Here is a 15,456-nt window from a genome sequence, read left to right on the forward strand (position 1 = left end):
CCCATGTTCGAACCCGTGGTCGCCACGCTTATCACTTCGATGGCCCGCACGGTCACCGGCGCCCGCAGCCTGTGGCTCGGTTGCGCGCCCGTACCTGTGCAGCGCATCTACTTCGCCAACCACAGCAGTCATGGCGACTTCGTGCTGGTGTGGGCCTCATTGCCACAAAACCTGCGCAAATTCACGCGCCCGGTGGCCGGCAGCGATTACTGGAACACCAGTGCGCTGCGCCGCTACATCATCAACCGCGTGTTCAATGGCGTGTTGATCGACCGTGAGCGCAAAGACCCTATGGATAACCCCTTGCAGCCCATGCTTGCCGCGCTGGAAAGCGGCGACTCGCTGATCATTTTCCCCGAAGGCACGCGCAACCTGGAAGACGGCCTGCTGCCGTTCAAAAGCGGCCTGTACCACCTGGCAAAAAGTTACCCACAGGCCGAACTGATCCCAGTGTGGATCGCCAACCTGAATCGCGTCATGCCCAAAGGCCGCGTGCTGCCGCTGCCGTTACTGTGCACCACCAGCTTCGGCGCGCCGTTGCAATTGGAAGAAGGCGAAGACAAAGCCGCGTTTCTCGCCCGTACTCGCGATGCCCTGCTCGCCCTTGCTCCGGAGCACGTCTGACATGGATAGCCAAACCCTGATGTTGTTCGGCGGCATCGGCGCGATTCTGGTACTCGCCTCGCTGATCGGCCTGATCCTCAAATGGCGCACCCGCGGCACGCCCAACGCGGTGATCGACAACCTCAACGCGCGCATCAACGCCTGGTGGGTGATGGTGGTGGTGATCGGCATCGCCTTCTGGCTCGGCACCGGCGCGGTGATCCTGCTGTTCTACGCCGTGTCGTTCTACGCCCTGCGCGAATTTCTAACCCTCACTCCCACCCGCCGCAGCGACTACCCGGCGCTGGTGGCCGCGTTCTACCTGGCGTTGCCGCTGCAATACCTGCTGATTTATTCGGACTGGTATGGGCTGTTCTCGATCTTCATCCCGGTGTACGTATTCCTGCTGCTGCCGATCCTCGCCTCGCTGGGCGGCGACAGCACGCACTTCCTGGAACGCGCGTCGAAAGTGCAATGGGGCCTGATGATTGCGGTGTTCTGCGTGTCCTTCGTACCCGCGCTGCTGACCCTCGACATTCCTGGCTACGAAGGCCGCAACCTGCTGCTGATCGCTTATCTGGTGATCGTGGTGCAACTGTCCGACGTGTTGCAGTACGTGTGCGGCAAGCTGTTCGGCAAACACAAGATCGCGCCCAACCTCTCGCCGTCCAAAACTGTCGAAGGCTTTGTCGGCGGGATTTTGCTCTCATCCCTGATCGGCGCGGCGCTGTGGTGGACCACGCCGTTCAACCCATGGCAATCGTTTCTGATTGCGTTGCTGATCAACCTGCTGGGCTTTGCCGGCGGCATCGTGATGTCGGCGATCAAGCGCGACCGGGGCGTGAAGGATTGGGGGCACATGATCGAAGGCCACGGCGGCATGCTGGACCGGCTGGACTCGGTGTGTTTTGCCGCACCGATTTTCTTCCACCTCGTGCGCTACTGGTGGACCTGAATCCTCACGCCGATCGTTCCCACGCTCCGCGTGGGAACGATCCAAAGGCTGATGAACATCAAATGTGGGAGCTGGCTTGCCTGCGATGGCGGAGTGTCAGCTGACATGAATGCTGGCTAGGTTGACGCTATCGCAGGCAAGCCAGCTCCCACAGTGATTCGGGGCAATGTCGAGAGTGCGCAAGGTCTGAAACTGCCGCTCCTACCTGCTCCGTACCTTTCTTTCGCAGGACATTTACCGATCGTTCCCACGCTCTGCGTGGGAATGCATCCCGTGACGCTCGGCGTCACGACCTCAAGAGCGGACGCGGAGCGTCCAGGGCGGCATTCCCACGCAGAGCGTGGGAACGATCAACTAAGCCATTAAGACAGTTGCTCCCACATGGGTTTTGCAGTGTTTTAAAGTCTTCAACCCGGCAAATGCCCGAGCGGCAAGGCCCCTGGCGTTTTCACGGTCTGGATCGCGAAGTTGCTGCGAATGTCCCGCACACCCGGCAACTTCAACAAACTGCCGGTGACAAACCGCTCATACCCGCGCAAATCCGGCACCACCACCTGCAACAGAAAGTCAGATTCCCCCGACACCAAAAACGCCGAGATCACCTCGGGCAACGCCGTCACCGCCTCGCGAAAGGCGTTGGCCTCAGTGTCGTTGTGCCGCTCCACCTTCACGCCCACAAACACCATCATCCCCAGGCCCACTTCATCGCGATCCAGTGTGGCTTGATAGCCGCGAATCACCCCGGCTTCTTCGAGCAGGCGCACGCGGCGCAGGCAAGGTGAAGCAGACAGTCCGATCTCGTCGGCCAACTGCACGTTGGTCAGGCGCCCATCCCGTTGCAAGGCTTCAAGAATTTTCCGGTCAAACGCATCAAGTTTCAGATTTGGCATAAATGAATGGCCGTTATGGTAGTTACTGGTAGATAGTACCAAGACTAGACGATTTTATGGCTGACTACGCAAGCACCTGCCCCGCCCTTCAACCCTAGAATTAGCCAACACTTAAAGGGGGTGAAACATGGCGGAACTCTGGTTATTTCTGATGGCGCTTTCAGTGGTGTACCTGCTGCCGGGGCCGGACATGATCCTGCTGCTGCAAACCGGCGCGCGTCAGGGCAAGGCCTTGGCATTGACCACGGCGATAGGCCTGGGGCTGGCGCGAGCCTGCCATGTGGCACTGGCGGGCATGGGCTTGGCGACGTTGTTCAAAGTGGCACCGTGGACCTTTGACGTGGTGCGCTTGGGCGGCGCGGCCTATTTGCTATGGCTGGGGGTGCAGTGCCTGCGCGCCAACATGCTGCCCGCCCTCGACTCGACCAATAACCCCACGACCGCCCATGCCTGGCGCGCAGCGTTCCAGCGTGGTTTGCTCACAAACCTGCTCAACCCCAAGGCACTGCTGTTCTGTTCGGTGTTGTTGCCGCAGTTCATCAACCCGCAAACCGGGCCGGTAGCAGCGCAGTTCGCATTGCTGGGCGCGGTGCTGGTAGCGTTCGGGTTTATGTTCGATTGCTGCTACGCCCTGGCCGGCGCGCGCATCGGCCAGTGGCTGGCGCGCAATCGTTCGGCGCAGCGCCTGCAACAGTGGTTGTTCGGCAGCCTTTTGATCGGTTTTGCGGTACGCCTCACCTTTGTGCAACACGCCTGATCGGGTCGGCGTATCCACGTCATCTTTTGTATCAAAGACGCGTGTAAGATACGCCGCACTTAGCCAGGGATGCTCACCATGTTCGATTCGTTGAAGGCGATCAGCCGCCGTATTGTCGGTGCGTTATTGACTGTGGTGAGGGCCGTCTTCGGCCAATGGCAACCGCCGTCCTGGCTGCGCGCCATCGGCCGTGGCCTCACAAACACGGGGCGCAAGGCGCGCGCTTATCCGCGCCAGGCGGGTGCCGGCGTGCTGGGCCTGATACTGCTGGCCGCCGCTGCCTTCTACGGCTGGCAATGGTATTCCCACCTGCCGCAGCCCCACACCGTGGGCTACTCGCTGCACAAACCGAACCTGACCGACTACACCCAACAACCGCCGGTTGTGGATAACTTACAGGTACGTTTCGCCGAATCGGTGGCCCCGCTGGCCGCGATTGGCAAGCCGGTGACCGAGGGCATCACCCTCAAACCAGGCGTGGCCGGGGCTTGGCGCTGGTCCGATGACCGCACCTTGCAGTTCGTGCCGGAAAAAGACTGGCCCATCGACGCCCATTACACCCTGGACCTCGCGAAGAAAAACCTGCTCGCCGACGGCGTATTGCTCGGCCAGTACAGCAGCCAGTTTTCCACCCAGCCGTTCCGCGCCACCCTGGCGCAAAACGAGCTGTATCAAGACCCGTCCAACCCGACGCTGAAACAGCTGGTGGCGACCTTCCATTTTTCCCACCCGGTGGATGAAGACAACCTGCGCAAACGCGTCACCGTAACCCTCGGCAAAGGCCTGGCTTACCGCGATGCGCAACTGCCAAACCACCCCGAAATCACCTTCGACGAGAAAAAGCTCAACGCCTACGTGCGCTCCGCCGCCCTGGCCACGCCGCTGGAAAGCACGCCGGTCAGCGCCAAACTCGACGAGGGCATCAAGGCCCGTGACGGCGGCAACGCCAGCACCGCGCCGCTGGTGGCGGAAGTCACCGTGCCCGGCCGTTATCGCCTGACCTTCACCGCAGCCGAAGTGAGCTTTGCCGACAACGAGCGCGGCGAGCCGGAGCCGGTGCTGTTGTTCAGCAGCTCCAGCGCTGTCGCCGATGAGACCATCGCCGGTAAGGTGCAGGCCTGGCTGCTGCCGGAAAAAGCCCCGGATGACACGCGCCCTTACACCAGCAACGACATCGACGACGCCCTGCTCGCCCGCAGCACCAAGGTTAGCCTGACCCACGTGCCCAGCGTCGAACCGCTGAACACCCAGCACGCCTTCAAGTTCAAGGCGCCGGCTGGTCGCGCGTTGTACGTGCGTGTGCCGGCGAACCTGGAAGCCATCGGCGGCTATTTGGCGAAAAACCCTACGGCGTCGCTGATCAGCATGCCGGCGTATCCGCGCACCTTGCAGTTCCTGTCTGACGGCGCGTTGCTCAGCCTCAATGGCGAAAAACGTCTGGGCTTCATGGCTCGTGGCGTGCCCGGTGCCCATGTGGAAATTGCGCGCCTGCTGCCCAACCAGTTGCAACATTTGGTAGACCAAAGCAGCGGCAGCTTCGCACGGCCCAACTTCGGCAATGAATATTTCGATCGCATGGTCGAGCGCCAGTCCCTGGATGTTCCGCTGTCGTCCAATGACCCGGCGAAAACCGTCTACGACAACGTGGACTTGAGCCACTACCTCACCGCCAACGGCGGCCGGCGCGGCATTTTCGTGCTCAAGCTCAGCCCGCAGGATGACCCGGCCGAGCGCACTTTCGAGTACGACCGCAGCAGCACCAGCGACCTGCGTTTCATCGTGGTGACGGACCTGGGCATCATCGCCAAGCGTTCCAGCGATGGCAGCCATGATGTGTATGTGCAGTCCATCGGCAACGGCTCGCCGGTGGCCGACGCCCAGGTCGACATCATTGGCCGCAATGGTTTACCGGTCAGCAGCGGGCGTACCGACGCCGAAGGCCACGCGCACTTCGCCAAGCTGGATGAACTGCGCCGTGAGAAAACCCCGCTGATGTACGTGGTCACACGCGGCAATGACCAGTCGTTCCTGCCGATTGCCCGTCGCTCCCAACAGCTGGATTTTTCGCGCTTTGATGTAGGCGGTCTGGAAGAAGACGGCGCGATTGATCGCCTCAGCGCGTACCTGTTTACCGACCGCGGCCTGTATCGCCCCGGCGAAACCGCGCACCTGGGCATGATTGTGCGCAGCGGCAACTGGAAAGGCGCCCTGCAAGGCGTGCCGGTGGAGCTGCAAATCACCGACCCGCGTGGCCTGGAAGTGATCCGCCAACCGCTCAAGCTGTCGGCCAGCGGTTTTGAAACCTTTGATTTCCCCAGCAGCGAGGTCGCCCCGGCCGGGGACTACACCGCAACGCTGCAACTGATCGGCGAGAAACAAACCCGTACCGACCTGGGTAGTGTCAGCTTCAAGGTCCGCGACTTTGAGCCGGACCGCATGAAAGTCAGCCTCAGCCTGCACGACACGCCCGTTCAAGGCTGGATTCCACCGGACCAGGTGGTGGCCAAAGTCACCGCCATGCACTTGTTTGGCGCCCCGGCGTCCGGCCGCCGCGTGACCGCAAAAATGTCCCTGAGCCCAACGCTCGCAGCATTCGAGCGCTACCCGGATTACCGTTTCCGCCTCAACGACTCCCTGGAAGACGCCACCACCGAAGACCTGGCCGAAACCACTGTGGATGACAACGGCCAGGCCACGCTCGACCTTAACCTGCAACGTTTCGCCAACAGCACCTATCGCCTGCAGGTGATGACCCAGGTGTTCGAAGCCGACGGCGGGCGCAATGTGGCGGCGCAAAGTGCCTTGCTGGTGTCGTCCGCGCCTTACCTGGTCGGTGTGAAAAGTCAGGATTCGCTGTCGTACGTCGCCAAGGATGCCCCGCGTCAGGTGCAATGGCTGGCCGTCGCGCCGGACCTTTCGCCTGTGGCGGTGGACGGCCTGACCACGGAGGTGGTTGAGCATCGTTATGTGTCGGTGCTGGTGAAACAGTCCAACGGCACCTACAAATATGAGTCGCGCATCAAAAACATCAGCCAACCGGCTTCGCCGCTGGTCATGACCAAAGAGGGCGCCAAACAGGCGCTGAACACCGGCGCGCCGGGGGACTTCACCCTGCAACTGAAAGACGCCAACGGCAACCTGCTCAACCAGATCGACTACAGCGTGGCCGGGCGTGGCAACACCTCGCGCTCGCTGGAACGTAACGCCGAGTTGCAATTGCGCCTGGATAAACGCAGCTACGCCACGGGCGACGACATTGCGATCAGCATTCGCGCGCCTTACACCGGCGCCGGTTTGATCACCATCGAGCGTGACAAGGTCTACACCCAGCAATGGTTCAAGGCCGACAGCACCAACAGCGTGCAGCACATCCGCGTGCCGGCGGGGCTTGAAGGCAATGCCTACGTCAACGTGCAGTTTGTGCGCGATATGGGCTCGGCCGAGGTATACATGAGCCCGCTGTCTTATGGCGTGGTGCCGTTCAGCATCAACCTCGATGCGCGGCGCATGGCGTTGAAAGTTGAAGGCCCGGCGAAGATCGAGCCGGGCCAGACACTGGACATCAAGGTCACCGCCGACCGCCCGGGCCGCGCCGTGGTGTACGCGGTGGACGAAGGCATCCTGCAAGTAGCGCGTTACCAGACGCCGGACCCGTTGGGTTTCTTCTTCCAAAAGCGTGCGCTGGAAGTTGGCACCAGTCAGATTCTTGACCTGATCCTGCCGGAATTCAGCCGCTTGCTCAGTGGGGCGGCGCCCGGTGGCGATACGGAAGGCGCCCTGGCCAACCACCTCAACCCGTTCAAGCGTAAACACCAGCCGCCGGTGGCCTGGTGGTCCGGGTTGGTCGACTTGCCCGCGGGTGAAACCGTGCTGCATTACCAGGTGCCGGACAGCTTCAACGGCAAGCTGCACCTGTTTGCGGTGGCGGTGGATGCCGACAGCGTGGGCGTGAGCGAAGCCAACACTGAAGTGCGCGGGCCGATTGTGATCACGCCAAACGTGCCGGCCTTCGTGGCGCCGGGGGATGTGTTCAGCGTCAGCGCCGGGGTGTTCAGCAACCTCGACGCCGCCGCCGACGTGAAGTTTGAAGTGCAGACCAGCGCCGGGCTGATCGTGCAGGGCGACAAGGGCAGCACTTTGTCGCTCCAACCGCGCAAGGAAGGCACGGCCGAGTTCAAGGTCAAGGTCGGCAACACCCTCGGCTCGGCCGACCTGCGGTTTGTCGCCGTATTGCCCGACGGCAAGCGCATTCAGGTGGCCGAAACCACCTCGATCCGCCCACTGAGCGAGCACCGCGTGGCCTTGAGCCTGGGCCGTTTCGACAGCGCCAGCAAAGAGCTGAAACCAACCCGCGAACTGTTCAGCCAACTGCGCGACGTGCAATTGGGCGTCGCGGCCTCGCCGCTGGTGTGGGCCAACGGCCTCAAGCATTACCTGGACGACTACGGCTATGCCTGCACCGAGCAGTTGGTGTCCAAGGCCATGCCGGCGTTGATCTGGGGCGGCAACGCGCCCGAAGCCGAGCAGGCCTTCAGCAGTGCCGTGCGCATGTTGCGCCAGCGCCAGAACGGGGCCGGTGGCTTTGGCTTGTGGGCGGCCAACCCGGATGTGGCGCCTTACGCCAGCCTGTATGCCACGGATTTCCTGATCGAAGCCAAGGAGCGCGGGCTGCCGGTGCCGGAAGACCTGTTGACGCGTTCCAACGCGTACCTGACCGACTTGGCCAATGGCCCGAGCGAAGGTTTGTCGGAATTGCGCAACCGCGCGTACGCCAGCTACCTGCTGAGCCGTCAGGGGATTCTGGTGAGCGGTGCCTTGAGCGATATCCGCGAGCGCTACGAGAGCTACTTTAAAGACAGCTGGCAGAACGACCTGGGCGCCGCGTACCTGGCGGCCAGCTACAAGCTGCTCAAGCAGGATCGCCAGGCGGACGCGCTGTTCCGCAAAATCCCATGGCGCGCCCTTGTGGATAAGTGGGACAGCGACGGCCTGTATTACGACCCGCTGGTGCACGACGCCGAGCACCTGCACCTGCTCGCGCGGCACTTCCCCGAGCTGCTGGACGACGTACCGAGCGCCCTGCTGGATAAACTCGGCAAGCGCCTCAACGAGCAGCGCTACAACTCGCTGTCGGCGGCCCTGCTGTTGCGCGCTCTGGACAACTACGGCCAGCGCGCCCAAAGCGACATGACCCTCAAAGCCACCGCCTGGCTGGGTGACAAACAGCAGCAATTGCTCGAAATGGCCGGTCAACCGCCGCGCGCCGCCGTGCCGGGCGCCACGCAGAAGCTGGTGATGGAAAAAACCGACGGCCCCGCCGCGTTCTACATGCTCAGCGAAGCCGGGTTCGACAAGGGCGCCAAGCTCAAGGCGATCAACAATGGCCTGGAGATCATCCACGAATACCTCGACCTCAAGGGCGAGCCTGTGAGCAAAGTCGCGGTGGGCGATGAGTTCCTGGTGCGTCTGCGCCTGCGCGCCACCGACCGTGATCAAGTGCAGCAAGTGGCGGTGGTCGACCTGCTGCCGGGCGGCGTCGAGCCTGTGTATAACTTGCCGCCAGAGCCGGAAGCCGCGAGCACCGAGGACAGTGAAGGCGAGGATTCCGAGTACGTGGAAACCGCTGACGGGGAAGAGGCCGACGCCTGGCAGGCCCCCATCGGCGAGACCGAGCTGAGCAACTGGCAGCCGGACTACGTGGACGTGCGCGATGATCGGGTGGTGTTGTACGGCACTGCGCTGCGCGACGCAGGCACTTTCGTTTACCGCGTGCGCGCCACCAACGCAGGCACCTTCAACACGCCACCGGCCTACGCCGAGGGCATGTACGAAACCACCCTGCAAGGGCGCGGCAAAGTAGGCCAGCTTGAAATTACCAAGCCTTAAACGCCTGACGCCGCTGCTGGTTGCGGCGGGGCTCTTTGTGGGAGGGCTGGCGGGGCTGCGGCTGTGGCCGCATGCCCCGCTGGAGCAAGCGGTGACCTCCTCGCGGGTGGTACTGGCCGACGACGGTTCGTTGCTGCGCATGACCCTCGCGGATGACGGCCAATACCGCCTCTGGCTACCGCTTGAACGGATCTCACCTTCACTGGTTGAAGCCTTGTTGCTCAAGGAAGACCGCAATTTCTACTGGCACCCGGGGATCAATCCTCCGGCGTTGCTGCGCGCGGCCATGGCCACTTACAGCGGTGGCCAGCGCCAGGGTGGCTCGACCTTGAGCATGCAACTGGCGCGGCGCCTGTGGGACCTGAACACCCGCCAAGTGCCGGGCAAGCTGCAGCAGATAGGGTTGGCGCTGTGGCTGGAGGCGCGTTACAGCAAGCACGACATTCTTCAGGCCTACCTGAACCTGGCGCCCATGGGCGGCAATATCGAAGGCGCCGAGGCGGCCAGCCGCATTTATTTCGGCAAGTCGGCGGCGCAACTGTCGTTGTCCGAGGCTTTGGCGCTGGCGGTGATTCCGCAGCAGCCGGGGCGTCGCGCGCGTTTCGGGCCGTCGCTGCAAAACGCGCGGCTGCGCTTGATGGCGGACTGGCGCGAGACTTATCCACAAGACCCGCGCAACGACAGTTTGCTGGATTTGCCCCTTGAAGCGCGTAACCGCCAACAAATTCCGTTTCTGGCCCCGCACCTGAGCGAGCAACTGTTGGCCTCTCAGCCCGGCAATGAAATCAACAGCACGTTGAATGTGCCGTTGCAGCAACTGCTGGAGCGCCTGATCACCGGTTTTATCGCCGAGCGGCGCAGCACCGGCGTGGAAAACGCCACGGCGATCCTGATAGACAGCCGCGACCAGAGCGTGAAAGCACTGGTGGGCTCGGCGGATTACTTATCCACAAACCTTCACGGCCAAGTCAATGGCGTGTTGTCGCGGCGCTCGCCGGGCTCCACCCTCAAGCCGTTTTTGTATGGGCTGGCGCTGGATCAAGGCGTGATCCACCCCATGAGCATCCTCAAGGATCTGCCCAGTAACTTCGGCTACTTCCAGCCGGAAAATTTCGACGGCAGTTTTGTCGGGCCGCTGACGGCGCGGGACGCGTTGATCCGTAGCCGCAATATCCCGGCGGTGTGGCTGGCCAGCCAGGTGAAATCACCGTCTTTATATGGCCTGTTGCAGCGCGCCGGCATCAAGGGCCTGCGCGACGAAAGCCATTACGGCCTGGCCCTGGCCCTCGGCGGTGGTGAGATGACGCCGGAGGAACTGGCGCGACTGTACCTGATGCTGGCCGGTGATGGGCATTTGCGGCCCTTGCGCTATGTGCAGGAACAGCCGCCGTCCACCGGCGCGCAACTGCTTACGCCGCAAGCCGCGTTTATGGTGCGCGACATGCTGCGACGCAACCCGCGCCCCGACGGTTTGCCTGGCCGCCACTGGCGCACGGCGTGGAAAACCGGCACCTCGTGGGGGTTCCACGATGCGTGGAGTGCAGGCCTGGTCGGGCCGTATGTGCTGGTGGTGTGGGTGGGCAATTTCGATGGTCGGCCGAACCCGGCGTTTATCGGCGCCAAAACCGCCGCGCCGCTGTTTTTCCGGATTGCCGACGCCCTGCCCCTGGCTTTGCCGAATGTGCTGCTCAAGCCCGACAAACCGCCCGCCGGGCTGGTGCGCATTGACGTGTGCGCCGCCTCCGGCGAATTGCCCAACCGCTGGTGCCCGCAAACCCGCAAAACCTGGTACATCCCCGGCGTGTCGCCGATTCGCGTGTCCAACCTGCACCGCCCGGTGCTGATCGACACCCGCACCGGCAAGGCGGCGTGCCCACCGTTTGAGGCGCAATACACCCGTGAAGAGGTCTTCGAATTCTGGCCCAGCGATGTGCAGCGCCTGTACCGCGCCGCCGGCCTGCCGCGCCGCACGCCGCCCAACGTGATGAAAAATTGCCAGCCCAACCGCATCAGCGACCGCAGCGAGGCACCGCAAATCCGCTCACCATTGACGCAAGTGAGCTATCAGCTGCGCCTGTCCCAACCTCAGGAAAGCATTCCATTGAGTGCCAACGCCGCCAGCGATGCCGCCACGCTGTACTGGTTTGCCGACCAGACCCTGATCGGCCAGGGCCCGCCACAAACCACCCTGAACTGGCGGCCGGGCAAGTCGGGAGAATACCGGCTGCGGGTCAGCGATGATCAGGGGCGCAGCGCCAGCCGCGGGTTGAAAGTGGAATTTGTGCCCTAGACGAGCACCCTCATTGTGGCGAGCGGGCTTGTCCCGCGTTGGGTTGCGCAGCGACCCCAACAAGGGGACTGCTGCGCAGTCCAACGCGGGACAAGCCCGCTCGCCACAAGGGTTTTGCTGTTCTATCGCGGGCTTACCGAGTGTCTGCCCTATTGCTCACGCGCTTGGCAAAATGTTGATAGGCCACGCCCATCTTGCGTTGCTCAAACAGCGAAAACACCAGGGTGCCGAGCAGAATCAGCATCCAGATCAAAAATTGCTTCAACGCGTCCACATGGGCAACAAACAGCAGCAAGGTCACGACCCCGCCGATGACCGCCCCCAACCCTGCCCACGCGCCCAATACCCGCCCCACGGCCAGGCGCATCCCCTTGGGCAGCAACAACCGGGTCCAGATCAGCACCATGAAAATCGTCAGCATGAAGCCGAAAGCCGCCATGAACGGAATCGGAAAACCACCTTCGCGGTACAGCCAGGCGAGCAGTTGATACACCGGGCCCTGTTCGGCCATCTGTGGATAAGTGTCGGGGCCCGGTAAATGCAGTTGCGCAAAATGTGCCGGGGTCATGGCCATCACGCCGACTCCGAGCAGCCCCACAATCGCGCCATAAAAGCCACCGGCGCGCCACAGCGGCGCCAACACGCGGCGGTTTTCCACATCCTCGGTGAGTGCCACGCCAAACACGGCTTTTGGGTGCTTGCCTTGAGCGATCACGGTGTGGCCGTCGCGCTCGCAGGCTTCGCCGATCAGCATCACGTCCAGACCCTGAACCAGCAGAATTTCGCCGTGGCGCCGTGAGCTGCCAATGAGCTCATAGTCGTCGGGTGATTTATTGCCAAACAGGTCAATGCCCTCGGCGAGCACGCTGATTTCGCCTGTGGCGTCCTGCAAGCGGAAATCATTGCAGCGCGCTTCGCCCTTGACCCGGCTCCAGCTCCAGCGCCCGTCGTCGTCCTTCTCACCTTCTTCGGTGATCCATACATAACCGGCGCAAGGCTTGCCGTGCACCGGCGAGCGCAGCGGCTGGTCCACGATCACGTTGCCCCGCACTTCCACCAGGCCCATGGCCAGCGAGCGTATCTGGCTGGTGGCGAGGCGTTGTTCGGTCTTGTAGAAGCTGGGGCCGAAGCGGGTCAGCAGGCACACAAGAACGAACACCGGGAAAAACAGCGCCACCACCGTCATCGGTGCGTAGATCATCGCGCCGATAAAACCTGCCAGAAACACCAGCCCCAGCAGGATCTTCCACTTCGGCTTTTTCACCACAACGCCCGCCTGGGTGGTTTTCATGCGCCCGGCACCTCAAGCTTTACACCGTCGTAGCGGGTTTCTTCGGCGCTCATCGCCAGCAACGGAATGCGCTGATAACCGAGCATCCGCGCGAAAAACAGGTCGGGGAACACGGCGATGGCGATGTTGTAGAGGTTCACCGATTCGTTGAAGAACTCCCGCCGGTCGGCGATGCGTTCCTCGACAGCCGAGATGGCTTGCTGCAACTCAACCATGTTTGGCCCGGAGATCAGCGTGGGGTAACCCTCCGCCACCGCAATTACCGATTTGAGCGCCGCATTCAGCTGGTTGGACGCCTCGACCTTGTCGTTAAGGCTGCTGGCGTTGAGGTATTGCGTGCGCGCATCACTCAGGCGCGTGAACAACGCGTGCTCATGGTTCATGGCGGTTTGCACCACGCGCATCAAGTCGGGGATCTGATCCGCGCGTTGCTTGAGCAGCACATCAATGTTGGCGAAGGCTTTATCCACATCGTTGCGCCGCATTACCAGCCCGTTGTACACGCCGACCATCCAGCCGACCAGGCCGACAACAATGATCAGCACGACGATGCCGGCGATAAGCAGTTCTATGTTCATGGTGAGGGCGTCCCTGGCTGAAGTTATCCACAGGGAGGCATTCTAGGGGTAAAGCCGGGCTCCGCGTCCGGCAGTGGCCCACAGTTTCGACAAGAGGTCGTTAATTCAACGATACGATTCGCACCACCTCATTGCGGTCTACTTTTCCCAGTGCGTTGCGCGGGATGACATCGCTCAGCACGATTCGCTGCGGCAGCTTGAACGGCGCCAGACGTTCGCGTAGCCAGGCGAGAATTTCATCCGCCGTCGCGGTTGCATCCGGCACTCGCTTGACCAGCACCACCACGCGCTGCCCACCTGCGCTATCCGGTGCGCCTGCGACGGCGGCATCGGCGACAGCCGGGTGCAGGATCAGCTGGTTTTCCACTTCCACCGGGGAAATTTTGTCGGTGAAGCTGACGATCTGGTCCTTGCAGCGGCCAACAAAGCGGTACTCACCATTGGGCTCTTGAAACATCAGGTCGCCGGAGGAAAACCAGCCATCCCGGCTGTGGCTGATGATGTCGCCGGGTCCGGTCCAGTAGCCGAGGCTAAGGTTCGGGCCGCACATCTGCAGTTCGCCCACCTGGCCTTGCGCAACCACGGCGCCGTCGGCATCCACCAGGCGTGCGCGCCCGGGCACGGCGGTGAGGGTGTCCCAGGCCGAACCGAAGGCCATGCTGCCCAGGCACTCGGTCAAGCCATAGGTGTTGTTCAGACCGAAGTCAAAGGTGCTTTGGAAGGTTTCGGCCACCGGCGGCCGGCAGGCGTCGCCGCCGATGCCGCAGACTTGCAGCGAACTGAGGTCGCGCGGGCGTTTACGTTGCGCGTCCACCAACGGCTGGCAGATGAAAGGCGCGACAAACAGCATGCTGCCGCCCTCTTGCTCAATGGCGTCGAGGAGCTTGTCGGCGTCAAACCGGCTGAACATCACCTCGCGGCAGCCTTTGATAATCGTCGCCATCAAAACGAACGAGCCGGAGACATGGGCGACGGGCGTACTGCCGATGGTGCAGGAGCCGGCGTCGAGCTTCCATGCCTCAAGGGCACCGGCCACGTGGGAAATCGCGCGTTGGTTATAGGCCACCAGCTTGGGCATGCCCGTGGTGCCGGACGTCGCCAGCAGCAGGCAGGTTGAATCGATGTCGGCGGGCACGTGCCCGGTTTGACGCGTGCCTTCGCCCAACAGCGATTCCCAATTTGTGCTCGAGAATGTGCGGGTACGGCCAAGCACCTCGGCGTCCATTTGGGAGATGACCGGTTGCAGGTCCGCTTCGTGAATAAACAGCTTCGGCCGCAGCCAGCCGAGGAACTCGTCGAGTTCACGGGCAGTGAATTCGGTCTTGAGCGGCACCATGATCGCCCCGCTCATCATCGCAGCGAACAGGAACACCGCGTACAGCGGCGAAGTGCGCACCAGCATGACAATGCGATCGCCAGGCTCGACGCCTGCGTGTTTGAACCCGTTGCTCAGCCGCACCACTTCATTGGCCAGGCGGTGATAGGACCAGACGTCACCGTCGGCAATCAGGGCGATGGCATTGGGCCGTTCGGCAGCGTGCTGAAACAGCGCGTGCAGCGGGGTTTGCGAAGGGGCTGGGGCTTGAGCAGGTTCGAAACAGGTCAGCATGATCGTCTTCCAGGGGGCTAGAACTACCCGCGCGGTTGCGCGCTGTCCCAAGGGAACACCTGGAAGGGCCGATTTATTTCGTGAAGCTTCGTTTATGCAAAATTGTGGCGAGCCTGATCAGGCTAATGACATCAATCAGGCAACGGCTTAATCGAGCCTGCGCCATCCGCGACTCGACGAACGCAACAAACGCGCGCGCTTTGGCGCTGGCCTGGCGGCCAGTGGGGAATACGGCCCACAGGGCGATGGACGGCAAGTGCCAGTCATCCAGCACGGCCTCGCGAATACCTTCGGCAGCACTGATGCGCAGCCGCCCGCGCAGGGTGACGTTGGTTTTTCCCGATCCCTGTTGGAATGCCCACACCGCACCACCGCCCTGTTGGTCGTAGACCACGGCTTGATGGGAAGTGAGGTCGGCGGGGAGCAGCGGTTCACCGGCCGCTTTGAAATAGGCGCACGCCCAGCCGCTCTTCCAGCTGGGCGATGGATTTGGAAATCGCCGGCTGGCCCACGTGAAGCTGGCGTGCCGCGCCGGAAAACGAACCGGTTTCGATGACGCGCACCAAAGCTTCCATGGTAGCCAACCGATTCATGGCG

9 protein-coding genes and 1 pseudogene are annotated in these 15,456 nt (G+C 62.4%); 5 read left to right on the forward strand and 5 right to left on the reverse strand.

Annotated features, from left to right (window positions below; translation table 11 throughout):
- Window positions 1-3 precede the first annotated feature (3 nt).
- Together ATI14_RS06635 and ATI14_RS06640 are read left to right on the forward strand one after the other, a co-directional pair.
- Window positions 4-624 carry a lysophospholipid acyltransferase family protein gene (locus ATI14_RS06635; RefSeq protein WP_080520289.1) on the forward strand — a complete coding sequence of 207 codons (621 nt, stop codon included), beginning with the start codon at window positions 4-6 and terminating at the stop codon, window positions 622-624.
- Window position 625: 1 nt separating this feature from the next.
- Window positions 626-1,558: a phosphatidate cytidylyltransferase gene (locus ATI14_RS06640; protein ID WP_016970706.1), complete on the forward strand. Its 933-nt coding sequence runs from the start codon at window positions 626-628 to the stop codon at window positions 1,556-1,558.
- Between the two features lie 407 nt (window positions 1,559-1,965).
- Here ATI14_RS06640 and ATI14_RS06645 read toward each other — a convergent pair whose 3' ends face one another.
- The gene (locus ATI14_RS06645; RefSeq protein ID WP_017255648.1) at window positions 1,966-2,439 is read right to left on the reverse strand and encodes an Lrp/AsnC family transcriptional regulator; all 474 of its coding nucleotides are present in this window, start codon (window positions 2,437-2,439) and stop codon (window positions 1,966-1,968) included.
- Between the two features lie 136 nt (window positions 2,440-2,575).
- Here ATI14_RS06645 and ATI14_RS06650 point away from each other — a divergent pair, with 136 nt between their 5' ends.
- From ATI14_RS06650 to pbpC, 3 genes are all read left to right on the forward strand, one after another.
- Entirely contained in the window at window positions 2,576-3,205 is a 630-nt protein-coding gene (locus ATI14_RS06650; RefSeq protein ID WP_016970704.1) for a LysE family translocator, read from the forward strand.
- A gap of 78 nt (window positions 3,206-3,283) precedes the next feature.
- A complete protein-coding gene (locus ATI14_RS06655) occupies window positions 3,284-9,091 on the forward strand; it encodes an alpha-2-macroglobulin (protein ID WP_016970703.1) in 5,808 nt (1,935 codons plus the stop codon).
- The gene (gene pbpC, locus ATI14_RS06660; RefSeq protein WP_016970702.1) at window positions 9,072-11,381 is read left to right on the forward strand and encodes a penicillin-binding protein 1C; all 2,310 of its coding nucleotides are present in this window, start codon (window positions 9,072-9,074) and stop codon (window positions 11,379-11,381) included. Before ATI14_RS06655 ends, pbpC begins: the two co-directional genes overlap by 20 nt.
- Before the next feature lie 133 nt (window positions 11,382-11,514).
- Here pbpC and ATI14_RS06665 read toward each other — a convergent pair whose 3' ends face one another.
- The 4 genes and pseudogenes from ATI14_RS06665 to ATI14_RS06680 form a co-directional block, all read right to left on the reverse strand.
- Entirely contained in the window at window positions 11,515-12,672 is a 1,158-nt protein-coding gene (locus ATI14_RS06665) for a hypothetical protein (RefSeq protein ID WP_016970701.1), read from the reverse strand.
- On the reverse strand, window positions 12,669-13,250 hold the full coding sequence (locus tag ATI14_RS06670; RefSeq protein WP_016970700.1) for a LemA family protein: 582 nt from the start codon (window positions 13,248-13,250) through the stop codon (window positions 12,669-12,671). Before ATI14_RS06670 ends, ATI14_RS06665 begins: the two co-directional genes overlap by 4 nt.
- A 100-nt stretch (window positions 13,251-13,350) precedes the next feature.
- The gene (locus ATI14_RS06675; RefSeq protein ID WP_016970699.1) at window positions 13,351-14,859 is read right to left on the reverse strand and encodes a class I adenylate-forming enzyme family protein; all 1,509 of its coding nucleotides are present in this window, start codon (window positions 14,857-14,859) and stop codon (window positions 13,351-13,353) included.
- Window positions 14,860-14,932: 73 nt separating this feature from the next.
- Window positions 14,933-15,452 (reverse strand): annotated as a pseudogene (locus tag ATI14_RS06680) (LysR family transcriptional regulator).
- Window positions 15,453-15,456 lie beyond the last annotated feature (4 nt).

This window comes from Pseudomonas tolaasii NCPPB 2192, assembly GCF_002813445.1.
GTDB classification, from domain to species: domain Bacteria; phylum Pseudomonadota; class Gammaproteobacteria; order Pseudomonadales; family Pseudomonadaceae; genus Aquipseudomonas; species Aquipseudomonas tolaasii.